The organism is Halomonas sp. 141 (assembly GCF_002810305.1).
Lineage (GTDB): Bacteria > Pseudomonadota > Gammaproteobacteria > Pseudomonadales > Halomonadaceae > Vreelandella > Vreelandella stevensii.
In genome coordinates this window covers 40,845-63,608 of sequence record NZ_PINZ01000001.1, presented here as the reverse complement: position 1 = coordinate 63,608, position 22,764 = coordinate 40,845, and the positions used below count along the sequence as shown (strand labels likewise).

25 protein-coding genes and 1 tRNA gene are annotated in these 22,764 nt (G+C 58.0%); 17 read left to right on the top strand and 9 right to left on the bottom strand.

The features are described from left to right. Positions 1 to 44: 44 nt before the first annotated feature. On the bottom strand, positions 45 to 1,502 hold the full coding sequence (locus tag CWI66_RS00315; protein WP_016913713.1) for an NAD-dependent succinate-semialdehyde dehydrogenase: 1,458 nt from the start codon (positions 1,500 to 1,502) through the stop codon (positions 45 to 47). A 132-nt stretch (positions 1,503 to 1,634) separates the two neighbouring features. After that, on the bottom strand, positions 1,635 to 2,186 hold the full coding sequence (gene folE, locus CWI66_RS00310; protein WP_016913712.1) for a GTP cyclohydrolase I FolE: 552 nt from the start codon (positions 2,184 to 2,186) through the stop codon (positions 1,635 to 1,637). 325 nt (positions 2,187 to 2,511) lie between these two features. On the opposite strand from folE, the gene CWI66_RS00305 reads away from it, so the two are divergent. Then, on the top strand, positions 2,512 to 3,087 hold the full coding sequence (locus CWI66_RS00305) for a hypothetical protein (RefSeq protein WP_198517411.1): 576 nt from the start codon (positions 2,512 to 2,514) through the stop codon (positions 3,085 to 3,087). 51 nt (positions 3,088 to 3,138) lie between these two features. Here the strand turns inward: CWI66_RS00305 and CWI66_RS00300 are convergent, their stop codons facing one another. Together CWI66_RS00300 and CWI66_RS00295 are read right to left on the bottom strand one after the other, a co-directional pair. Beyond that, positions 3,139 to 4,125, bottom strand: a complete 987-nt coding sequence (locus tag CWI66_RS00300; protein ID WP_100730589.1) for a serine/threonine protein kinase — start codon at positions 4,123 to 4,125, stop codon at positions 3,139 to 3,141. Positions 4,126 to 4,157: 32 nt separating this feature from the next. After that, positions 4,158 to 4,856 carry a ComF family protein gene (locus CWI66_RS00295; RefSeq protein ID WP_026001673.1) on the bottom strand — a complete coding sequence of 233 codons (699 nt, stop codon included), beginning with the start codon at positions 4,854 to 4,856 and terminating at the stop codon, positions 4,158 to 4,160. A gap of 84 nt (positions 4,857 to 4,940) precedes the next feature. Between CWI66_RS00295 and CWI66_RS00290 the strand changes: the two genes are divergently transcribed. The 3 genes from CWI66_RS00290 (at position 4,941) to CWI66_RS00280 (ending at position 6,860) form a co-directional block, all read left to right on the top strand. Next, a tRNA-Leu gene (locus CWI66_RS00290) sits at positions 4,941 to 5,025 on the top strand. Positions 5,026 to 5,203: 178 nt separating this feature from the next. Then, a complete protein-coding gene (locus CWI66_RS00285; protein WP_100730588.1) occupies positions 5,204 to 5,833 on the top strand; it encodes a hypothetical protein in 630 nt (209 codons plus the stop codon). 43 nt (positions 5,834 to 5,876) lie between these two features. Beyond that, positions 5,877 to 6,860: a hypothetical protein gene (locus tag CWI66_RS00280; RefSeq protein ID WP_394427508.1), complete on the top strand. Its 984-nt coding sequence runs from the start codon at positions 5,877 to 5,879 to the stop codon at positions 6,858 to 6,860. 53 nt (positions 6,861 to 6,913) lie between these two features. On the opposite strand, the gene CWI66_RS00275 is transcribed toward CWI66_RS00280, so the two are convergent. Further along, positions 6,914 to 7,675: an SDR family oxidoreductase gene (locus CWI66_RS00275; protein ID WP_100730586.1), complete on the bottom strand. Its 762-nt coding sequence runs from the start codon at positions 7,673 to 7,675 to the stop codon at positions 6,914 to 6,916. 160 nt (positions 7,676 to 7,835) lie between these two features. On the opposite strand from CWI66_RS00275, the gene CWI66_RS00270 reads away from it, so the two are divergent. The 4 genes from CWI66_RS00270 to CWI66_RS00255 all read left to right on the top strand — a co-directional run bounded on the left by CWI66_RS00270 (position 7,836) and on the right by CWI66_RS00255 (position 11,387). After that, positions 7,836 to 8,318 (top strand): FxsA family protein, encoded by a 483-nt coding sequence (locus CWI66_RS00270; RefSeq protein WP_096923073.1) that lies wholly within the window; start codon positions 7,836 to 7,838, stop codon positions 8,316 to 8,318. Between the two features lie 228 nt (positions 8,319 to 8,546). Next, positions 8,547 to 8,840, top strand: a complete 294-nt coding sequence (locus tag CWI66_RS00265; protein ID WP_016913703.1) for a co-chaperone GroES — start codon at positions 8,547 to 8,549, stop codon at positions 8,838 to 8,840. Positions 8,841 to 8,898: 58 nt separating this feature from the next. Next, positions 8,899 to 10,542 (top strand): chaperonin GroEL, encoded by a 1,644-nt coding sequence (gene groL / locus CWI66_RS00260; RefSeq protein ID WP_081137258.1) that lies wholly within the window; start codon positions 8,899 to 8,901, stop codon positions 10,540 to 10,542. 110 nt (positions 10,543 to 10,652) lie between these two features. Further along, the gene (locus CWI66_RS00255) at positions 10,653 to 11,387 is read left to right on the top strand and encodes an RNA methyltransferase (protein ID WP_016913701.1); all 735 of its coding nucleotides are present in this window, start codon (positions 10,653 to 10,655) and stop codon (positions 11,385 to 11,387) included. 71 nt (positions 11,388 to 11,458) lie between these two features. On the opposite strand, the gene CWI66_RS00250 is transcribed toward CWI66_RS00255, so the two are convergent. Beyond that, a complete protein-coding gene (locus tag CWI66_RS00250; protein WP_016913700.1) occupies positions 11,459 to 12,805 on the bottom strand; it encodes a Na+/H+ antiporter family protein in 1,347 nt (448 codons plus the stop codon). 295 nt (positions 12,806 to 13,100) lie between these two features. Here CWI66_RS00250 and CWI66_RS00245 point away from each other — a divergent pair, with 295 nt between their 5' ends. The 7 genes from CWI66_RS00245 to CWI66_RS00220 all read left to right on the top strand — a co-directional run bounded on the left by CWI66_RS00245 (position 13,101) and on the right by CWI66_RS00220 (position 18,304). Next, the gene (locus CWI66_RS00245) at positions 13,101 to 14,492 is read left to right on the top strand and encodes a GntP family permease (RefSeq protein WP_100730585.1); all 1,392 of its coding nucleotides are present in this window, start codon (positions 13,101 to 13,103) and stop codon (positions 14,490 to 14,492) included. A 63-nt stretch (positions 14,493 to 14,555) separates the two neighbouring features. Continuing rightward, a complete protein-coding gene (locus CWI66_RS00240) occupies positions 14,556 to 15,764 on the top strand; it encodes an MFS transporter (protein ID WP_100730584.1) in 1,209 nt (402 codons plus the stop codon). Continuing rightward, on the top strand, positions 15,761 to 15,889 hold the full coding sequence (locus CWI66_RS18520; protein WP_256357590.1) for a hypothetical protein: 129 nt from the start codon (positions 15,761 to 15,763) through the stop codon (positions 15,887 to 15,889). The genes CWI66_RS00240 and CWI66_RS18520 overlap by 4 nt, the downstream gene beginning before the upstream one ends. Positions 15,890 to 15,992: 103 nt before the next feature. Continuing rightward, complete coding sequence (locus tag CWI66_RS00235; RefSeq protein ID WP_016913696.1) at positions 15,993 to 16,760, top strand: DUF1538 domain-containing protein; 768 nt, start codon at positions 15,993 to 15,995, stop codon at positions 16,758 to 16,760. Next, positions 16,757 to 17,545, top strand: a complete 789-nt coding sequence (umpB, locus tag CWI66_RS00230) for a Na,Li,K/H(+) antiporter subunit UmpB (protein WP_081193337.1) — start codon at positions 16,757 to 16,759, stop codon at positions 17,543 to 17,545. The genes CWI66_RS00235 and umpB overlap by 4 nt, the downstream gene beginning before the upstream one ends. After that, positions 17,535 to 17,894, top strand: a complete 360-nt coding sequence (locus tag CWI66_RS00225; RefSeq protein WP_016913694.1) for a P-II family nitrogen regulator — start codon at positions 17,535 to 17,537, stop codon at positions 17,892 to 17,894. Before umpB ends, CWI66_RS00225 begins: the two co-directional genes overlap by 11 nt. Before the next feature lie 2 nt (positions 17,895 to 17,896). Next, entirely contained in the window at positions 17,897 to 18,304 is a 408-nt protein-coding gene (locus tag CWI66_RS00220; RefSeq protein WP_016913693.1) for a CBS domain-containing protein, read from the top strand. On the opposite strand, the gene CWI66_RS00215 is transcribed toward CWI66_RS00220, so the two are convergent. The 3 genes from CWI66_RS00215 to CWI66_RS00205 are packed head-to-tail and all read right to left on the bottom strand — an operon-like array spanning position 18,301 to position 20,996. Further along, on the bottom strand, positions 18,301 to 19,230 hold the full coding sequence (locus tag CWI66_RS00215) for a metal ABC transporter permease (protein WP_332867917.1): 930 nt from the start codon (positions 19,228 to 19,230) through the stop codon (positions 18,301 to 18,303). The genes CWI66_RS00220 and CWI66_RS00215 overlap by 4 nt on opposite strands. 14 nt (positions 19,231 to 19,244) lie before the next feature. Beyond that, complete coding sequence (locus CWI66_RS00210; RefSeq protein ID WP_100730583.1) at positions 19,245 to 20,069, bottom strand: metal ABC transporter ATP-binding protein; 825 nt, start codon at positions 20,067 to 20,069, stop codon at positions 19,245 to 19,247. A gap of 6 nt (positions 20,070 to 20,075) precedes the next feature. After that, positions 20,076 to 20,996, bottom strand: a complete 921-nt coding sequence (locus CWI66_RS00205; protein ID WP_100730582.1) for a metal ABC transporter substrate-binding protein — start codon at positions 20,994 to 20,996, stop codon at positions 20,076 to 20,078. 152 nt (positions 20,997 to 21,148) lie between these two features. On the opposite strand from CWI66_RS00205, the gene mntR reads away from it, so the two are divergent. Next, positions 21,149 to 21,625 carry a manganese-binding transcriptional regulator MntR gene (gene mntR, locus CWI66_RS00200; RefSeq protein WP_100730581.1) on the top strand — a complete coding sequence of 159 codons (477 nt, stop codon included), beginning with the start codon at positions 21,149 to 21,151 and terminating at the stop codon, positions 21,623 to 21,625. Between the two features lie 75 nt (positions 21,626 to 21,700). Then, positions 21,701 to 22,549 (top strand): MurR/RpiR family transcriptional regulator, encoded by an 849-nt coding sequence (locus CWI66_RS00195; RefSeq protein ID WP_100730580.1) that lies wholly within the window; start codon positions 21,701 to 21,703, stop codon positions 22,547 to 22,549. The last annotated feature ends 215 nt before the right edge of the window (positions 22,550 to 22,764 follow it).

Genomic DNA, 22,764 nt, shown 5'->3' with positions numbered 1-22,764 from the left:
TAAAAACCCCCTGCGAAGCACTTCGCAGGGGGTTTTTTTGAGGGTCACCCCAGATCGATGCACAGGTACTTGGTTTCCAGGTACTCCTCCAGCCCCTGATGCCCTCCTTCACGCCCCAGGCCGGATGCCTTGACACCGCCAAAGGGTGCGGCCGCGTTTGAAATCAGTCCGGTGTTGATCCCCACCATGCCATACTCGAGCGCTTCGGCCACGCGCCACACCCTGGCCAGATCACGCGAATAAAAATATGCGGCCAGACCATACTGGGTATCGTTGGCCATCTCGACCGCCGTCTCCTCTTCATCGAAGGGGAACACCGCTGCCAAGGGGCCGAACGTCTCTTCCTGGGCCACTTTCATGCTGTCGTTGGCAAAGCTGACCAACGTGGGCGTGAAGAAATTCCCCCCCAATGGATGCGGGTGGCCCCCTAGCAACAGCTCGGCGCCCTTGTCGATGGCGTCCTGAACGTGCTCACTGACTTTTTTGACGCCATTTTCATCGATCAGCGGGCCAATATTGACCCCTTCTCGCGTCCCGTCACCGACTTTCAGCTCGCTGTTCATGGCCACGGCCAGCTTCTCGCAAAACGCATTGATGACGCTGGACTGCACCAGGAAGCGGTTGGTACAGACACACGTCTGCCCCGCATTACGGAACTTGGCGGCCATGGCGCCTTCGACGGCAGCGTCCAGGTCGGCGTCTTCAAACACGATAAAGGGCGCGTTGCCACCTAATTCCAGGGAAATCTTCTGAACGTGCTCAGCGGCTTGAGCCATCAACTGGCTGCCCACCTCGGTCGAGCCTGTAAAGGTGATCTTGCGCACCTTGGAAGAGTGAGTGAGCGCCTCGGCAATATCCGCCGCACGCCCAGGCACGACGTTGAACACACCGCGCGGCACGCCCGCCCGTTCTGCCAACAGCGCCAAGGCGGTCGCCGAGAACGGCGTCTGGCTGGCAGGCTTCACGACGATGGTACAGCCCGCTGCCAAGGCAGCACCGGCTTTACGGGTGATCATCGCCGCCGGAAAATTCCACGGCGTAATGGCACCGACAACGCCCACGGGCTGCTTGGTCACCACGATACGCTGATTGGCTTTGGCTGCAGGAATGGTCTCGCCGTAGACTCGACGTGCCTCTTCGGCAAACCAGCGTAGAAAACTGGCCGCATAGGCAATCTCGCCGGCGGCTTCCTTGATCGGCTTGCCCTGCTCATAGGTCATCAGCATGGCGAGATCCTGCTGATGCTCCATCATCAGATCGTGCCATTTCATCAACACGTCGGCACGCTCTTGCGCTGTCATTCCGCGCCAGGCAGGCAGTGCAGCGTACGCAGCATCGATGGCGCGCTCGGTTTCTGCCTTGCCCAGCTTGGGCATATCACCTACGAGCTCACCCGTAGCGGGGTTCACCACCTTGATTTGCTCGCCGCTGTCGGCGGCTACCCAACTGCCGTCGATATAGGCAAATGGGCAGTAAAGCTGTGTTTCTCTCAGCGCTTCCATGACAAACTCCTGACCAGAGGATGGCCTTGCAGGCTCATTGACCTCTTCATGCTAAGACGAAATGGCACTCTTGACCAAGTTCTCGTCAGGAATCCTTGTACGTATCGTACCTTAACTGAGTGCGTATCGACCCTAGCTGATGAGCGTCAAAAACTCTTGCCGTGTTGCCTGGTTGGTGCGGAAGCCCCCTAGCATGACCGACGACGTCATGCTCGAATTCTGCTTCTCGACGCCACGCATCATCATGCACAAATGGCGAGCCTCGACCACGACGGCCACCCCTTTGGCCTGAGTGACCTGCTGCACCGCTTCGGCAATTTCACGGGTCAGATTTTCCTGGATTTGCATGCGACGTGCATACATATCCACGATACGTGCGAACTTGGACAGCCCCAGCACCTTACCGCTCGGCAGATAGGCGATGTGACATTTGCCAATGAAAGGCAGCAGATGGTGCTCACACATGGAGTAGAGCTCGATATCTTTCACCAGCACCATTTCATCGGTTTGCGACGCGAAGACAGCGCCATTGACCAGCTCTTCCAACGACTGCTGGTAACCCGCATTCAAAAACTGCATGGCCTTGGCAGCGCGCTTGGGTGTATCACGCAACCCCTCACGATCAGGATTCTCTCCCAGGGCAGTAATAATTTGACGGTAATGCTGGGCGATTTCGTCGGTCATGTTAGGCCTCTTCATTCGGTGCGTGTTCGCTTTTACTGGATCGCCTTGGGGAATCTGTCTCGCCACGAATGGCTCGGCACAGACATCAAAGCCCTTTCATGGGTCAGCCCTATGACTGCCTTACCCGCCGCGAGCAAAAACTTATACAGAAAATATACCTTAAAATAAATTATGTACAACGCAGTAATGCAACTGCCTATTCTAACGCACATGAAGTGGCTGTGGCAGAGTGACACGCACCCCCCTTCGTGCTTATCGGTGCTGTGCTATTATAAAGGCACAATTTTCCTGCCAAATAGGCGGGTGCACTATTTGAGATCCAATTATGTCATTTAAATCATCAGCCTATTGGCTAACGGCCTTGATGGGCACAGCGATCATCACCCCCGTGCTTGCAGCAGAACCCAAACTGACGCTGCCCAGTGGTGCCAGCGTGGGCGTAGAGGTGGTCGAATCCCTGCGCTTCGATAGCCAGCACGCTCGTCACAACGACATTCTCCTTCACCCTGCCCAGGCCGAGGGTAGCTCACACGAGCTGCCAGAGTATTGCCTGATGGTGGCTACTGCCCAACTGAGCGGCGAGCGGATACGTATCACCACGCAAGATGCTACTTGCATCGAGACCGAAGGCAGTGAAAGCGCCATCTATTCGGGAACGTTTGCCGCCAGCGCCTACGCGATGGATGGGCAATACGGGATAGAGTGCCCGTCGGGTAACTGTGAACTCTCCCCAGGCGAGGCCTTTCTACTGACCCTGGATGAAAACGTCAGTATCGATGCGCAGGACAACCCCTCCGCCGAAATCAATGCAACGCGCAGGCAGGCCAACGGGGATGGCGTCGCCAACCCTATCCCCAGCGAGCGCCCCGACCCTGACCAGGCGCCCACAGGCAATCAATAAGCTGACACCAGCAACGGCGTGAGCAGGCTGGCCTGGCGGTGCCAGGCCAGCTTAACGATTGCCTCCAGCAAGCCATACAGGCGATTCCAGCTGCAGGCTCTGCTGTTCGAGCAGACGAATGTGCTGATCCCAGTACCCCCGTTCTGCCACCCAGGGAAAAGCAGCAGGAAAAGCCGGATCATCCCAGCGAGATACCAGCCAGGCCGCGTGACGAATCAAGCGATAGGCGCGCAATGGTTCGATCAACACCAACTCATGCTCGGGGAATGCCCTCACCTCTTCATACCCTTCGATCAACTCATCCAACTGCCCACGCCAAAGCTCAGGGTCGTCTACAGGCAGCAGCATCCAGACATCCTGGATGGCGGGCGCCATCAGGCAATCATCGAAATCCACCAGCGTAAAGTCATCATCCCGCCCCAAAATATTACCCAGATGGCAGTCACCATGAGCCCGCAGATAGGCGTCGGGGCTTAGCGACACGCGCGCCAACTGCCCCATCAACTTTTCCACCACGGTCTGGTATGCCCGGGACTGGTACTTATCCAAATGCTGGCTTGTCAGGACTCGCTGCGCGGCATCGGTAACGCCATCTGTGAGCGACAAACTCTCCCGATGCTGAAACCGCTGGCGAGCGGCAACATCATGCAAGCGCCCCAAGACATTTCCCAGCGCAAACAGGTGTGCCGGGTTATCGAGCTCTGGCGCCTGGCCTACACATTGGGGGAAAAGCGCAAAGCGGAAAGTCTGGAAGTGATGCAATGAAACGCCATCAGCTGAGCACCATGGCGCGATCACAGGGACACCGGCCAGCGCCAGCTCCTTCAAGAAGTCATGCTCCTCCTGAATCGCGGCATCCGCCCAACGTCCGGGGCGATAAAACTTGACCACCCAGCGCTCGCCCTCTTCATCGCGAAACATCAGCACGCGATTTTCATAACTGTTCAAGGCAAAGGGCTCGCCTGCGGGCCAGATACCCACCGACTCGATGGCCGACATCACCAGGTCGGGCGACAGGCTGCTAAACGGGTGCGCCATGGATCACTCCTTTCATTGGGCCAGCCAGTATATCAACTCTTCTCCAGCGGCGTGCGAGACGCCGCCCACACGTCCACGCGCGTGGCACCCGCCGCCTGAGCCGCCAACGCCAGCGCATGCCCCGTGGCACCCGTCGTGACCACGTCATCGATGATGATGACCCATTCTGGCAGTGGCCCCGCCACGCGGTAGGCTCCTGCGAGGTTACGCTGACGCTCGGCTCGATTCAGCGACCGTTGCGAGGGTAGCCGCTTGTGGCACTCAGCCTCCAGCACCGGAAGCTGTAGCCGCTTTCCCAATTGTCTGGCCAACCACTGGGCCTGGTTGAAGCCTCGCTCGCGCGCCCTGGAAGGGTGCATGGGCACCGGCAACAACGCGCCCCCCAGTTGCACCGGAGGCTTGCAGAGCATCAATTCGACCAACAGCGTTCCCGCTCGCGCGGAACCATGAAACTTGAAGTCATGCACCAGTTCTGCCACGCCCTCCAGGTAGCGTAGCGCCGCCGTTGTATGCGTAAAGGCAGGGGGCGCTACCAGGCAGTGGCCACAGCGCCCACCCCCACCAGCGGGCAAGGGTTCGGCACATTGCGGGCATGCCGGCGTGTTCCAAGGCAGCTCCCGAAAGCACTGCGCGCACCACCCCTGCTCACCGCAATCCGCCGACAGGCAAAACGCACAGTAGCCCGGTAATTGGCGCGACAACCACTGGTTCACGTACTGAACCATTCGCATAGCCACCTCCTCTGCCAACTGGTTTAAAACAGGATGATTGCATTGACATTCATACGTTTATTGGTAGTATACGCAGCGTCTTCTGCGGATGTGGTGGAATTGGTAGACACGCTAGATTTAGGTTCTAGTGCCGCAAGGTGTGGGAGTTCGAGTCTCCCCATCCGCACCAATTACAACTTGTCGTGTGGTACTCTTTACCACTAGCGCAAGATCAAGAATTCGGTAGCGCCATGCTAACCGAATTTTTTTGTTTCTAGCCCTCTATTATTGATTGCTGCTGGCATGCAGTTCATCTTCCGCTATCTTTGCAGTTGACTCATGATGGCAATTGAGAAGGATCTCAACCTATGCAATGGCTCAATGATCACGCCCAGGCCATCTCTGCCGTGGCCAGCGTGTGTACTCTGTTCGTCTGGCTTTTCTATGCGCAGCTGCTCTACAACGGCTACGTTCGCCAACGACGACCCCGCATCATCGTCAATCGTGGCAAGGGAGTAGGCACCGACGCGCTTTGCCTGATCAGCAACATGAGCAGCGAAGCGATTTATATCCAGCACCTCGTGGCGGTGCTGCACACTCCAGAAGGTTCCTACCCGCTGGATATCGTCGAGTACCAGCAACAAAGCGGTGAGGAAGAAGAAGCCTGCTATCGCACCCATCAAGGCCCCTTGCCCTCTGGCGACTACCTGCATATTCAAACGTTTGGCTCGATCGTCCAGCAACTGACGCGCTACTGGAAATTGGATGCCGCATTACTGCGCGAGCAGACGCTGACGCTGGAGATACGCGTCATCGCCATTTATGGCTCGGAGGACATGCCGGTAGGGGCTGCCCGACGCTTCCACCTCTCGCTCCAGGCAGAGCCAACACGCCAACTGGTGCCGGTTCACCTGGATACGCAGCGCATGAACAGTCGCCGTGACCGTCAACGCGTTGTAGAGTGGGCAAAAGAGATTGAGCTGCACAAAGCGCAATGAGGCACTTGATCGATAATGAACAGGGAAACCAATAATGAAACCAATGATAGCCGTCTTATGCGTAGGTGTGTGTTTCACAGCATTGAACCCGCCAGCGCTAGCAGATGAGGATAGCGACCTACCTGAGTGGGCAGAAGAACACGTAGAGCCCATCCGCGCACAAGTCGGCAGTTGGGTGGATAACACATCGCGAAATATTGATGCGTTTTTTGGTGGTGGGGATACAGCTACTATTCAAAACGACTCGTACCTCCGACTTGGGCAAGAGCTCGACTGGATGGAAGGCGATGGCACAAGTGGCGACATTAGTCTTCGTTATCGAATCGACCTCCCCCTGACAGAAGAGCGCTTACGACTGGTCATCGAAAGCGATCCAGAGGAGTCTCAAGGCACGCTAGCAGATCAGGGCTCGGGCAGGCTTTACAATGATCAGCGAGACCGAAGCACCTCAACATTCGGCCTGGACTGGCTGGAGCGTCGTGATAAACGAGAAACCTGGAGCAACCGAATTGGCGCAGGCGTGAGGCTTCGAATGCCACTGGACCCCTACGTGCGTTTTACCAGTGAACGTTTGTGGGATTTGGGTGAAGGCCCTTGGCAGCTTGAATCATTTAACCGTGTCTCCTGGTTTAACAACGAAGGTTACTCTGCACGCACGACATGGGACATTGGTCGCCCTCTTTCTGATACCCATCACCTGAGATTTATTACGACAGTACAATGGCGAGAGGAAGAAGATACGCTTGAGTTTAGCGAAGTCGCACAGCTCAATCACCGTTTGAATGATCGAAGCGCCCTACGTTACTCCGCTATCGCGATCGGAGAGAGCGCTTCCAACCCTCGCATGACCAATTACTATTTACAGACCCGCTATCGAAGAGACCTGCATAAAAGCATTCTCTTTGGCGATGTGATACCAGAACTACATTTTCAACGGGAAGACAGCTATGACCCCCGCTGGGCCATGACTTTGCGTCTTGAAATGTACTTCCAACGGGCAATCCAGAGAGATTACTTTGAGTTTTAGTAACATATGTTTGCGCACGAGCACTGGCAAGCACCTGTGCTCGTGCACAACTTTTACAGCCTCAGCCCCCCATCGCACTCGATGATCCGGGCCGTAAAGTAGTCATTTTCGAAAATGAACGCGACGCTGCGCGCGATATGTTCGGGCTGCCCCAGCTGCTTCAACGGTACGCTGCTGGCAATGCGTTCCAGCATGTCGGGTCGCATGGAGGCCGTCATATCGGTTTCGATGAAACCCGGCGCCACGGTACCGGTGCGAATACCATAGCGGGCCAGCTCCTTGCCCCAGGTCACCGTCAGCGCGTGTACGCCCGCCTTGGCAGCCGCATAGTTGCTCTGCCCCATGTTGTCCGCACGTGAAATGCTCGAAATATTGACGATAACACCCGGCTGACCGGCCTCGATCATCTGGGTGACCGCTTCTCGGCCACACAAGAAAACGCCTGTCAGGTTGACATCCAGCACTCGCTGCCAGGTAGACAGCGACATGCGCTTTTCCACCACCCCCTCTTTGGCTTTCACCAACAGGCTGTCATCGGTAATACCGGCGTTGTTGACACAGCCACTTACCGCGCCCATGCGCTTGGCAATGTCGGCAAAAGACTGCTGCACCGAGGCTTCATCTGCCACATTGGTCACGAACGCCTGCGCTTCGATACCGGCCGCCGACAAGCTCGAGACGGCCTCGTCCAACGCTTCACCGCTCATGTCGAGAAGGGCAAGACGCGCCCCTTGTGCGCCCAGATGTTTTGCCATGGCAAACCCCAACCCGCGGGCGCCTCCGCTAATCGCCACCACTTGCTCATTCAACTGCATGCGTCTCTCCTTTTCGAAATCAGGGATTGTGCATTGCAGCATAGATAGCCGTCAGCAAAAAATCGACTTGGCCAACGCTTGCGCTCGCTGCAGGCAATGCAGATTATTTTTTATAATTCTGACACCATATTGACTCATTACGCCTGTTCTGGAGTCGGTCATGCCCATTCTTCTCTTTATTTCCCTGTTCACGCTACTGGACTTTGTGCTTCTTTTTACCGTGGGAAGCCGGATCGGGCTTCTGGCGACGCTGGCACTGGTGCTAGGCACGGGGTTTATCGGGCTGCACTTGATTCGCAAGGAAGGAGTCTCCAGCCTGGCGCGTGCTCGCCAGCGTATGCAGATGGGAGAAATCCCGTCCCAGGAAGTGCTCACAGGTGCGGCCCTGATTTTTGGTGGCGCCCTGTTGTTGGCGCCCGGCTTTCTCTCGGATGCACTGGGCATTGCGTGCCTGCTTCCCAGCGCGCGGCAGCTGCTGTTGAAGCTGATGGCCTGGCTAGGCGTAAAGGCCTCGCTGGTCACCCGTCAAGGCCCAGCCCCAGAGCGTGAGCCACCCCATCAGCACGAGCCTGGCTCGACCTCCTCGGAGAGTCCGCTGGAAGGAGACTTCATCAGCAAGGATGAGTCTTCTCGCAGGCATTGAGCAGCAACGGATCAGGCGCACAGATAATCCGCAATTTTTTTTATAGCGCCCCCTTGAAAGGCAGTGACCAGCCCCCACTTTTGAGTCAGCACACAACTTCGGTAATGCCTGATGGCTTACCATTGACATGAAGGCAACAGGCCTTCGCTTTCCGCGGGTGCTGCCCACGGAAATTCCTTCAAGCTAATGGCCCCAAGGGGCTTTGACACTACTCAGGAGAACGTGAGCATGAATATCCGTCCTTTGCACGATCGCGTTGTGATCCGTCGCGTGGAAGAAGAGCAGAAAACCGCTGGCGGCATCGTGCTTCCGGGCAATGCACAGGAAAAGCCCACGCGTGGCGAAATCCTGGCAGTTGGTAATGGTCGCATTCTTGAAAGCGGCGACGTTCGCCCGCTGGATGTCAAAGTGGGTGACACGGTGATTTTCAAGGACGGCTACGGCGTCGAGAAGCAGAAGATCGACGGCGAAGAAGTTCTGATCATGAGTGAAGCCGATATCCTGGCGGTCGTTGAAGGCTAAGACGCCTCGGCTACCCATTTACGTTCATCGTTCAATTTCAATTTAGGAAGTAACGAACATGGCTGCTAAGCAAGTTAAGTTCTCTGATGACGCTCGTAAACGCATGGCGCGTGGTGTAGATATCCTGGCAAACGCCGTCAAGGTCACGCTGGGCCCGAAAGGCCGCAACGTGGTACTGGACAAGTCCTTCGGCGCCCCGACCGTCACCAAAGACGGTGTTTCCGTCGCCAAAGAGATCGAACTGAAAGACAAGTTCGAGAACATGGGTGCTCAGATGGTCAAGGAAGTGGCTTCCAAGACGTCTGATGCCGCAGGTGACGGTACCACTACCGCTACCGTGCTGGCTCAAGCCATCGTTGCAGAAGGCCTGAAAGGCGTGACGGCTGGCATGAACCCGATGGACCTGAAGCGCGGCATCGACCAAGCGGTCACCGCTGCCGTCAAGGAAATTCAGGCCATGTCCGTGCCCTGCACCGACACCAAATCCATCGCTCAGGTAGGCACCATCTCTGCCAACGGCGACAAGCGCATTGGCGAGATCATTGCCGAAGCGATGGATAAAGTAGGTAAAGAAGGCGTCATCACCGTTGACGAAGGTCGCGGCTTCGAAGACGAGCTGGAAGTCGTCGAAGGTATGCAGTTCGACCGTGGCTATCTCTCTCCCTACTTCGTCACCAATCAGGACACCATGGCGGTCGAGCTGGAAGACCCCTACATCCTGCTGGTCGACAAGAAAATCTCCAACATCCGCGAGCTGCTGCCGGTGTTGGAAGGTGTTGCCAAGCAAGGCAAGCCGCTGGCCATCATCGCCGAAGACATCGAAGGCGAAGCGCTTGCCACGCTGGTGGTCAACAACATGCGCGGCATCGTCAAGGTAGCGGCTGCCAAGGCACCCGGCTTTGGTGATCGTCGCAAGGCCATGCTGCAGGATATCGCCATCCTGACCAACGGCACGGTCATCTCCGAGGAGGTCGGTCTGACCCTTGAGCAGGCAAACCTGGATCACCTGGGTACTGCCAAGCGCATCACCATGACCAAAGAGAACACCACCATCATCGACGGTGCTGGTGCAGAAGGTGACATCGAAGCACGCGTCAATCAGATCCGCGCGCAAATCGAAGACACCTCCTCCGACTACGACAAAGAGAAGCTGCAAGAGCGCGTTGCCAAGCTGGCAGGCGGCGTTGCCGTTATCCGCGTAGGCGCAGCTACCGAAGTCGAAATGAAAGAGAAGAAAGCACGTGTCGAAGACGCGCTGCACTCTACTCGCGCTGCCGTCGAAGAAGGCGTGGTACCTGGTGGCGGCACGGCGCTGGTACGCGTCATGGCCAAGGTACAAGGCCTGACCGGTGACAACGAAGACCAGAACCACGGCATCAACATGGCCCTGCGTGCCATGCAGGCGCCGCTGCGTCAGATCGTCACCAACGCCGGTGAAGAGTCTGCGGTGGTCATCAACCGTGTGAAAGATGGCGAAGGCAACTTCGGCTACAACGCACAGACCGGCGAATACGGCGACCTGTTCGAAATGGGTGTACTCGACCCTGCGAAAGTGACCCGTACTGCGCTGCAGTCTGCCGGTTCCGTTGCGGGCCTGATGATCACCACCGAGTGCATGATCGCCGACGACCCGGAAGAGAAAGAAGCTGCCCCGGACATGGGTGGCATGGGCGGAATGGGTGGCATGGGCGGCATGATGTGAGCCCCACCACCTCGCTCTGACGTAAAACGTCCTTCAGAACCCCGCTTCGGCGGGGTTCTTTGCGTGTTACCATCCCCTTTCTTCTTGGCAGCTTTCAGGTTCGACGTCCCGTGCTTTCCAATATTCGTATCGTGCTGGTACACACCTTTCATCCCGGCAATATTGGCGCCACCGCCCGCGCCATGAAAACCATGGGCCTGACCCAGCTGGTGCTGGTCAACCCACGTGCTTTTCCTGACGAAGAGGCCACTCGACTGGCGGCGGGCGCTACCGATGTGCTGGACAACGCACGCTGCGTCAGCACCCTGGAAGACGCCCTGCAGGACTGCGTTCAAGTGGTCGGGGCCAGTGCCCGATTACGCAGCATGCCGCTCCCCCACTTCGACGAACCGGACGACATGGCACGTCAGGTCATCGTCAATGCCCATCAAGCCCCTGTGGCGCTGGTGTTTGGCCGCGAGCGCTCCGGATTGACCAATGACGAGATCCGCTGCTGCACCCACCAAGTCAGCATACCGGCCAATCCGGATTACGGCATTTTGAATCTCTCGCAAGCCGTGCAGATTCTTGCCTATGAAGTGCATCGCGCCTGGCGACGGCGCGACGACAGTGATTTCGTCTATCAACGGCCCCTGGAAGCGGCGCCGCCCAGTCGTGAACAGTTTGGCTACTTTCAGGAACACCTGGGTCGGCTCATGCACGAGAGCGGTTTTTTGACCCAACCCCACGCACGCACCGAAGAGCAGTTGCAGGCACTGTTCTCACGTGCCCAGCCAAGCCGCAAGGAATTATCGCTACTCCGTGGACTACTGAGCGCCTTCGAGGCACACCTGCCCAAACAGTAAGCAGCGCACGCCAACCGCCAGACAAAAAAGGCCGCCCGCCATTTGGCGGCCTTTTTCGGATGATGCGCAGATCAAAGCGACATGGCCGCCAGCCAACCAAACGCAATCAGCGGAAGGTTATAGTGCAGGAAGGTCGGCACGACGCTATCCCACATATGGTCATGCTGGCCGTCCACGTTCAGGCCGGCAGTGGGCCCCAAAGTGGAGTCCGATGCCGGTGAGCCCGCATCGCCCAATGCCGCCGCGGTGCCCACCAAGGCCACGGTGGCCATGGGCGAAAACCCGAACTGAATCGCCAATGGGACGAAAATGGCGGCAATGATCGGAATAGTAGAAAACGATGAACCAATGCCCAGCGTAATGAACAGTCCCACCAGCAGCATGACCAGCGCAGCCAGGCCGCGATTGTCACCAAACAGCTCGAAGGCGCCCGCCACCAGAGCCTCGATATCCCCCGTGGCTTTCATCACTTCGGCAAAGCCTGCCGCTGAAATCATGATGAAACCGATGAGTGCCATCATGCGCATGCCGCTGGTGAACAGATCATCGGCCTCACGCCATTTGAAAATCCCCCCCAATGACAGCAGGCCAATGCCCACCAGGCCGCCCACGATCATGGAACCGGTATACAGCTGCAGGCCCAGCGCAGCCACGATGGCGACCCCCGACATGACCAACCCCAGCATATGAGGCTCGGCGGGCGTATGCGCCTGCTCACCCGCAGGTGCGGCCAGCGGCTTGGCGGCGTAGTGGCGCTGACCGCGATAGCTGAACAGCAGGGCGACGACCAGCCCGATGGCCATTCCGCCCACGGGGATCGCCATGGCCATGGGCACCATGCCCCGAGTGATGTCGAGCCCCGCCGCCGCCCCTGCGCTATTCAGGTTGGCCAGCAGTATGTCGTTCAGGAAGATGGCCCCAAAGCCCACTGGCAGAAGCATATAGGGTGCCGTCAGACCAAAAGTGAGCGCACAGGCAACCGCGCGGCGGTCCAGCTGCAAGCGGTTCATGACCACCAGCAGCGGCGGAATCAGGACGGGAATGAACGCAATATGCACCGGGATGGCGTTTTGAGAAGAAATCGCCACCAGCAACACGGCGCCCAGCAGCAGCATTTTCACCCGCGCCTGATGCGCTGCCGTGGCCTCCTTACCCAACAGCTTGATCAACCGCGTGGCCAGCAAATCCGGCAGGCCGGAGCGAGAAATAGCGACCGCAAAGGCCCCCAGCGTGGCGTAGGCCAACGCCACCTGGGCACCGCCTCCCACACCATCATTGAAAGCGCTGAGCGTGTCATCCAGCGACAGTCCACCCGCCAGCCCTCCTACCAGGGCCCCTACCACCAGGGCAAACACCACCGACACACGAAGAAGTGACAGCGTCACCATCACGAGCACTGCAAGAATGACTGCATTCATGGAGATATCCAGAGCTAATGGAACGTCTTTAATACGAAGTCTTCACCAGGTTCTTAAAACCAAGTTCTTGAAACCAGGCACTTAAAACCAGGTTTTTAAACCATGCCTTTAAAACCAGGCGGCGGATTTTAGCAGATAGCGCGCCCTTCATCAGGCTTATCTGATCCCCGAGTACGCTGGCACAGCGGCTAAGACTTTAGTCACAGCGCTCTTGCTGCTATGCAACAATCCTCCTAGTATCGGGACCTTCATTGATGACCGGCACTGCTAATTTAACAATGTCTTAGGAGCCTGCATGGGCATTTTCGCCATTCTCATTTCCCTGATACTGCTGATGTTACTGGCTTACAGAGGCATCTCAGTGCTGCTGTTGGCACCGCTCATGGCGTCGCTGGCAGTCCTGCTTTCCGGTGATGGCGGCCTGCTGCTGCCCATTTACACCGACACCTTCATGCGGGCGCTGGGTAACTACGTCACTCAGTTCTTTCCGCTGTTCCTGCTGGGCGCCCTGTTCGGCCAACTGATGGCCGACTCCGGTGCCGCGCAGTCCATTTCCAACGGTATCGTCAAGCGGCTGGGCACGCATCACGTGGTGCTGACCGTGGTCATGGCCTGTGCCGTACTGACCTACGGTGGCGTGTCACTGTTCGTGGTGGCCTTTGCCATCTATCCCATCAGCCGTGAGCTCTTCCATCAGGCCGATGTGCCTAAGCGGCTCATACCTGCGTCCATCGCGCTGGGTTCCTTTACCTTTACCATGACGGCCCTGCCAGGCACCCCAGCCATTCAGAATGCCATTCCCATTCCTTACTTTGGCACCAACAGCTTTGCGGCTCCCGGATTGGGCATCATTGCCGGGCTCATCATGCTGGGCCTGGGCACCTACTATCTGCAGTCCAGGGTTCGCAAGGCGGCGGCCAACGGCGAAGGCTATGGCACGCATACCGAGCGTGAAGTCGACCCCCAGCAGGACGACTCGCCCGCCCCCACGCTCCCCCTGGCAGTGGCCTTGATTCCCCTGATCATGGTCATCGGCCTGAACGCGCTGTTTACCTATGGCGTTTTCCCCGCCATGGATCTGAGCTATATCAGCGATGCTTTCGAGAACATCACCCCCAGCCGCCAGACTGGCCTGTGGGCGATCCTGATCTCGCTGCTGAGCGCCTCGGCATGGCTGATCATTACCCGCTGGAATCATTGGAAGGATCTGAAAAACACCATCAACCAGGGCTGCTTTGGCTCGCTGCTGCCAATTTTCAATACCGCCTCCGAAGTGGGCTATGGAGCAGTGATTGCCAGCCTGGCAGGCTTCATGATCATCCGTGATGCCGTGCTCAACGTTTCCGGCAACCCGCTGATTTCCGAAGCCGTAGCCATGAGCGTGCTGGCAGGCATTACCGGCTCCTCATCGGGCGGCCTGTCGATTGCCTTGCAAACCCTGGGTGATGAGTACCTGGCCATGGCACAGCAGGCGGGGATCAATCCCGAACTGATGCACCGTGTCGCCACCCTGGCGGCGGGCGGCATGGACACGCTACCCCACTCCGGGGCGGTGATCACGCTGCTGGCCATTTGCGGGCTGACGCACCGCCAGTCCTATGCCAATGTGGCCATGGTGACCATCGTGCTACCCGTGGCGGCCCTGATCACCGTCATTACCCTGGGGACGCTGTTTGGGAGCTTCTAAAGCCGCGTAAGCCATGCGATAGTTGGTTAACGTGTTAACCACCGAACAACAACGAGACCCGTCATGGCCCTTACACGACACTCCTCCCTGCTGCTGATCCTGCTGGCCAGCCTCATCATCTCTACGGCGATGGGGCTGCGCCACGGTTTCGGGTTGTTCCTCGAACCCATGAGCAGTGAGCTTGGCTGGGGGCGCGGGGTCTTTGCCCTGGCACTGGCCATTCAGAATTTGATGTGGGGCCTGGCACAGCCTTTCACCGGCGCGCTGGCAGACCGCTTCGGCGCGGCCAGAATCATCGTGGCCGGGGGCGTGCTCTACGTGCTGGGGCTGTGCTTCATGAGCCTTTCCACCAGCGCGCTGGGCATGACCCTGAGCGCTGGCCTGCTGATCGGGATCGGCCTCTCTGGCACGACCTTCTCTGTGATCCTGGGCGCTGTTGGGCGGGCGGTGCCTGCCGAAAAGCGCAGCATGGCCATGGGAATCGTCAGTGCGGCGGGCTCGTTTGGCCAGTTCGCCATGCTGCCGGGCACGCTGGGGCTGATCGAGTGGCTGGGCTGGTCGGCGGCCCTGCTGGCCATGGGCATGATTGCCGCCGTGATGATTCCGCTGGGCGCCATGCTCAAGGATCGCCCACGCCCCCATGCGCTGGGCGACCTGAGCCTGCGCGACGCGCTCAACGAAGCCGCCGGGCAAAAAGGCTTCTGGCTGCTCTGCCTGGGCTTTTTCGTGTGCGGGTTTCAGGTGGTGTTCATTGCCGTGCACTTGCCGGGCTACCTGTTCGATAACGGGCTTGCCGTGCAAGTGGGTACCACCGTTCTCGCCCTGGTGGGGCTGTTCAACATCGTGGGCACTTATACGGCAGGCTGGTTGGGGGGAATCTGGTCCAAGCCGCGCTTGCTCAGCTGGCTGTACCTGATCCGAGGCGTGGTCATTACCGTGTTTCTGGTCGCGCCCCTCAGCGCCTACAGTGCCTACGCGTTTGGTATCGCCATGGGCTTGCTGTGGCTCTCGACCGTGCCACTGACCAACGGCATCGTGGCGTCGGTGTTTGGTGTCAAACACCTCTCCATGCTGGGCGGCATCGTGTTTCTGTTCCACCAGTTGGGGTCGTTCATGGGCGTCTGGCTAGGCGGCTACCTTTATGACATGACTGGTCACTACGATACCGTCTGGCAAATCGCCATCGTGCTCTCCGTGGTGGCCGCCGCCCTGCACTGGTTCATCAGCGAAAAACCGCTGGCACGCGCCACTCCCACGCAGGTGACACCATGACACCACAAACCCTTTCGCTAGCGCTGCTGACGGTACTGATCATCGCCGGGGGAACTGCCCTTGCCTGGTGGGGGTGGCACTCGCTGGATGCGGGCCTGCTGTTGATGGGCAGTCGTTTGTGTTGAACGGTATTTTCGACCCAAAGCTTGCGCCATATCAGGCCTGCTTCATGATCATTTGATTAATATCAAGTCATTGCCCTGACGTTTACGGACTTCCCCAGACTTCATGAATATCGTCACTTCACTGCTTCATCAATTTAAAGACAGCCTCCGGGATTTGCTGCCCGTCGTGGCTGTCATGGCCTTTTTTCAGCTGGTCGTGATCGGTCAGCCGCTACCCGCAAGCCTGGCTTTCCTGGACTTGATCATAGGCTTGTTGTTTGTAGTGGTAGGCCTGACACTATTCATCAAAGGGCTGGAGCTTGGCCTTTTTCCTTTAGGAGAAAACCTCGCTCGAGCCTTTGTCGCCAAGGGCTCGATCGCCTGGCTACTGCTGTTCGCATTTGCTCTGGGGTTTGGCTCCACCGTGGCTGAACCAGCATTGATTGCAGTGGCTGCTCGTGCAGGCGAGGTGGTTGCTGCAGGGGGCCTGATTGCCAACACCGGTGAGTCACAAGCCTCGTTTGCTTTCACGCTACGAATGGTTGTTGCCTGCTCGGTAGGCACCGCCGTCATGCTTGGCGTATTGCGCATCTTCAAGGGCTGGCCGCTGCATTTGATGATTATTGGCGGCTACGCGCTGGTCATGCTGCTGACCCTTTTTGCACCCAGCGAACTCGTCGGTATTGCATACGACTCTGGGGGCGTCACAACATCGACGATTACTGTGCCGCTGGTAACGGCCCTGGGAGTCGGTCTCGCCTCGAGTATCAAGGGCCGCAACCCCATGCTGGATGGTTTTGGCTTGATTGCCTTCGCCTCCGTCATGCCGATTATTTTTGTGTTGCTCTTTGGCATTTTTGGACTCGATTTGGTCAAGGGGATCAATCCATGAATTTGCTTATTACGCTCTGGAGTACGCTACTCGATATCTTTCCTATCGCCGCGATTATTTTTGGTTTTCAATATCTTGTCATCCGCAAACGTGTGAAACGCCTGCCGCAAGTCATCGTGGGCTTTGTCATGGTTTGGGTAGGATTATCACTTTTTCTAGTGGGTCTGGAACAAGCGCTGTTTCCGATGGGAGAGCTCATGGCCGGCCAGCTGACCAATGCTGACTTTCTCCCCGGGCTCGCCGATGGCGCCCAGCGCCACTGGAGCGACTATTACTGGGTATACATCTTTGCCTTTACCATTGGCGCCAGCACCACCATCGCTGAACCCTCGCTGATTGCAGTGTCTATCAAAGCTGGAGAAATATCCGGCGGCACCATTCGACCGTTTACATTGCGCCTCGCCGTCGCACTTGGCATGGCCTTCGGCATCACGCTAGGGGCCTGGCGTATTGTCATGGGCTGGCCACTACAGTGGTTTGTATTGGGTGCCTACACGTTGGTGATCTTGCAAACGTTGCGCTCGCCAAAAAGCATTATTCCGCTCGCGTTTGATTCCGGCGGCGTGACGACTTCTACGATAACAGTTCCTATTATCGCCGCTCTGGGGCTTGGCCTGGCTTCCTCTATTCCAGGGCGAAGCGCACTCATGGATGGCTTTGGGATGATTGCGCTGGCCTGCCTGTTTCCCATCATCACGGTGATGGGCTATGCCCAAATCGCTCAATGGAGAGACCGCAGACTCAGCGTAAGGTTAACCAACGAAGGAAAACGTAATGCGCTTTAAACTCATCGTAGCACTGGTTGAAGACGACTTGACCGATGATGTCCTCAAGGCGGCTCGTGATGCGGGCGCAACGGGAGCGACCGTCATCAATAATGCCAGGGGCGAAGGACTCAAAAAAGCACGCGGCATCTTTGGCATGGAAATCACCGCTCAGCGGGACGTGCTCCTGTTCCTGACCGAAGAGCATATTAGCCGACTCATTCTGGAGTCCATCGCGGAGGTAGGTCAGTTCGATGAGACACCAGGCACTGGCATCGCGTTTCAGATAGACGTTGAAGATGCCGTGGGCGTACAGCATCAAATCAAATCACTGACCGAGGTGCTTGGTCAGCCAGCAGACAGGGAGTGAGCATGTTAGAGCATCAAAGTGCCATACCAACGGCAGAAACGATCATGCACTCACAATACAGGCTGGTCGATGGCCTGTTGACGGTTGCAGAAGGCATCGACGTGATGCGCAAACACAACGTTAACGTCTTGATCATACAACCACGTGACGCAACCGATGAGCATGGAATAGTGCTCGCAACGGACATTGCCAAAAAGGTACTGGCGGCGAATCGCTCGACAGAACGCGTCAGCCTGTACGAAATCATGACCAAGCCGGTCATCAGCGTCCGCCCCGAAATGAGCATACGTAACTGTGCTCGGCTATTTGGTCAATTTGGCCTTTCGCTAGCCCCGGTCACTAATCAACAACACCAGGTCCTTGGCATAGTGGATTACTCCTGTATCGTGACCGGGTGGGCATCCTCTTAACGTCCTAGTTGGCGATGCCGCCAGCGCCGCATCAGCACGCCATGCCGAGGCGAAAACAGCAGCGCCAGGAAGAAGCAGCTGGTGGCGACCAGGACGATGGTGCCTCCCGAAGCCACATCGAAGGCATAAGAGAGCCATAGCCCCAGCACCGCCGACCCCACACCGACACCGGTGGAAATCAACAGCATCGTTGTGAAACGCTCGGTCAGCAGGTGGGCGGTGGCGCCAGGGGTGATCAGCATCGCAACGACCAGAATGATGCCTACGGTTTCCAGGCTTGCCACGATGGTCAGGGTCAGCAGCAGAATCAGGCCGTAATGAATGACGCTGGTATTGAACCCCAGCGCCTGGGCCTGCGTGGGGTCGAAGGCGTAGAGCATCAGCGGCCTGAAGGCGAGCCATATCACCAGCAGCGCCACGACGCTGGCGGCCAGCGTGAGCATCAGCGCCGACTGCTGTACGCCCAGCACGTTGCCGAACAGGATATGCATCAGGTGCGTGCTGGAGGCCATCTTGCTGATCAGCACGATGCCCAGCGCAAAAGCGCCAGTGAACATGATACCCATGGCCGCGTCCGACTTGATGCGGGTATGGCGCTCGATGGCACCGATGCCCAACGACGTCAGTGCCCCCGTCACGAAAGCGCCAATGAAAAACGGCAGCCCCAACAGGTAGGCAATCGCCACGCCAGGCAAGACCGCGTGGGAAATCGCATCCCCCAGCAGCGACCAGCGCTTGAGCACCACGTAGCAGGAGAGCAGACCGCAGATGGCGCCCACCAGCATCGAGGTCAGCAGCGCACGCTGCATGAAGGCGTACTGAAACGCATCGGAGATGGCATCGGGTAACAGATTGATGGGCACCATCAGCGCCGCCAGCAGGCCAGCGATCAGCGCGCTGGCCATGCTATCCAGTGTATCTAACATGTTGAAATTGACCGTTATTGAGGCATCAAAGCAGGAGCACTGGTCTGTTGCAAGGTAAAGGAATCGGGGGCTGGCTGGGCGCTCACCGCCAGTTCGGCCAGCCTGCGGTCGCTGAGCATTTCATCCGGGGGCCCCGCCCCGCGGATGAAGCGGTTGATCAGCACCACATGGTCCACATAGCGGCGCGCTCCCGGCATGTCATGGGTCACCATGACAATGGTCCTGCCCGCTTCTCGCTCCCGCTTGAGCACATCGAGAATCAGCTGCTCGCTGGGCGGGTCGACGCCCGCCAGCGGTTCGTCCAACAACAGGATACTGGCCTGCTGGGCCAGCGCCCTGGCCAACAACACACGTTTTTTCTGGCCGCCCGACAGCGCCCCAATGGGACGCTCGGCCATGTCCAGCATATTCACGTCCTGCAGCGCCTTGCTCACGACGTCACGGTGGCTCGGAGCCTGCCAACGCCCAGGCAGCAGACGCCGCCATAAAGGGTCATGGCGCATGTGGCCGTAGCGCGCCGTCATTGCGGTGTCCCATACCGAGATCGGAAAGTCCCACTCGATCGCTTCACGTTGCGCCATATAGGCGATACCGCCAGCTTTGCGGCGCCGCTGAATGGGCTCTCCGAACGCCATCACCTGGCCACGCAGCGGCTTCATGCTACCGGTCAGCACATGAAACAGCGTCGACTTGCCAGCCCCGTTCGGCCCGACGATAGCCGTCCAACGCCCCGCCGGCAAGCTCAGCTGAATATTTTCGAGCACCGGCTGGCGTTGATAGGCGGCATAGACCCCCGACACCTCAATGGCAGCCGGAGGTAGTGACGAAGCACTGTTCATGATGGCTTACTCGACGCCCAGATAACGGCGCAGCAGTTCGGCATTGTGTCGCTGCATGGCAAAGTAGTCACCCGCCACACCGTCCGGCTCGCTGAGCGAGTCCACGTAAAGTGGGCCTGCCACCGGCAGCCCCGTATCACGGGCGATGCTGGTCACATGACGGTCAGAAATGGTGCTTTCCCAGAACAGTGCGGCGGGCTGGCGCTCGTTGATCAAATCGATGATGCGCATCAGCTGGCGTGGAGAGCCTTCGGTTTCGGCATTGGTGCCCCAGATGCCATCGTGCTTGAAGTGAAAGGCATCGGCAAAGTAGAGAAACGCCGCCTCGCTGGACAGCAGCACACGCCGTTCTTCGGGAATTGCCTCAAGGGTCTCTTGCAGTTCGACATACAGTGCGTGCAGCTCGTCTTCCAGCGCGCTGGCACGCTGGTGAATCTCTCCCGCCTGCTGTGGCAAGCGCTCTTCCAGGGCGTTGGCAATGGCCTGCACGTAGGCGCTGGCGGCACGCGGGTCCATCCACAGATGCGGGTCGATATCGCCTTCCATGTCGCCTATCGCAATCGACTGCGTGGGATAGCCCGAGTCCTCAGCCACGGCCAGCACGGGCACGCCTTGCGATACCGTGGCTTCCACCTGGCGCATCCACTGCTCCAGCTGGTAACCGTTGTAGAAGACGATATCGGCCTTCTCGAGGGCCGCAAAATTATCCGGCGTCAGCTCCCACTCATGCACTTCAGCGTTGATGGGCGTCAGCACGGTCACTTCAGCATCGTCACCCGCTACCCGCTGCACCAGATCGCCCAGCACCGAAAAAGTGACGGCCACGTTGATGGGCGGATGCAACAGCTCGTTGGCATACGCCGAGGACGTGCTCGCACCGAAGGCCAGGGAAGCCCCCATCAACATCCATCCGTAAGATTTCGCCATCGCCAACTGCTCCCGTGTAAACTCACATATGATATCACTGTAGCTCAAAGAAAAAGCCAAGTGCAAATAGTTTAGCCTTGGCTAACAATTATCCGTCCAAATGCGCTACCATCACCAATCAACGATGCCACTAACCTTGATAAATATTGCCAATGAGTGATCACGACCCGCGGCACGCTCCTGCCTCATGTGAGAAAAGCGGTGACGCCCTACCGCCAGTGGAGCAGCACGCTCAGCAGTATGAAACCGTGCGCAACGCTCATGAAACCGAGCTCATCGAAGATTACGTGGAGCTGATCGGTGATCTGTTGCGGCACCGCGGTGAGGCCCGAGCAGCAGACATCGCCAATCGCATGGCCGTCAGCCAGGCCACCGTGTCGAAGATGATTCGGCGACTCAACGAGCTGGGGCTCGTCACCAGCCAGCCTTACCGATCGCTGTTTCTGACCGAAGAAGGCCAGAAAGTGGCCGAAACCTCCCGCGCTCGGCACGACATCGTGCTGCATTTTCTGCGCGCTCTGGGCGTCGAAGACAGCACCGCGCGCATCGATGCCGAAGGCATGGAGCACCACGTGAGTGATACGACCCTGGCCATTATGAAGCGCTTCACCGAGCAGCAGCCGCAGTGACGGCTGGCGCAGCTATCTTGTCCTGACGCCTGATAACCCGCATCATTCAAGAAATCGTGGTTTCAGGATACTGTCATGCCGCCCGCTTCGAAAGAACGCTCCTTTCTTGCCCGCGTTCGCCATGCACTGCCCTCCCTGCATCCAGCAGAGCGGCGGCTGGGTGAATTCGTCTGCGACTTCCCCGGCGAGTTGGCCAGCTACAATGCCCAGGAGCTGGCACGCTTTGCAAAAGTTTCCAAGGCGACAGTATCGCGTTTCGTCAGGCGTCTGGGTTACGACAATTACGAAGCCGCACGCAGGCATGCCCGCGAAGAGCAGACGACGGGGTCGCGCCTGTTTCTCCCCGCTCAGCGTCTCGGCCAATCCGAATCCTGGCTTGCCCAGGGGCTGACCTTCAGCAAGGACAACCTGGACAGAACCTTTGCCGCCATCACCCAGGCCGATATCGACGCCGTCGCCCATGCATGGCTGGCGGCACGTAAAATCTGGGTCGTTGGCTATCGCGCCAGCCGCCCGCTAGCCGACTACCTACGCTGGCAGCTGCTGCAAGTGACCGGAGATATCGCCGCCATTCCCGGCCCTGGCGAAACCCTGGGCGAGCACCTTGCCGACATTGGCCCGGAAGACAGCGTCATCGTGCTGGGGTTGCGGCGCCGAGTTGCGACGACCGAACAGCTGCTGAGCAGCGCCAGGGAGTGCGGGGCCTCGCTGGTGTATATCACCGATGAAGGCACGGAGCCCCACCCTTCCGCTACCTGGCATTTTCGCTGCCATACGCACGCTTCCGGGCCGCTGTTCAATCACACTGCGGTCATGACCCTCTGTCATCTGCTGATCATGCGCACCATCGAGCTGGCCGGAGACGCGTCACGACAGCGTTTGAGCCGCATCGAAACCCTCAACGACCGCTTTGAAGAGCTTTAATCGAGCCATTTCGACGAGCGCCTGCTTTTACTGAAGCACTCTTCTAGTTCATCACCCTATCAACATGCACTTTCAAGGTGCATTTTTGTCTCTCACGCCCCATGTCGTGTTACCCCATTTTTCGGGCAACGCGTGGTTTCTGCCTGTTTTATATATGAAATTTAAATTTCATAGCTCTTGTGGCATGAAATATGGATCTACTTAACAAACGCTGC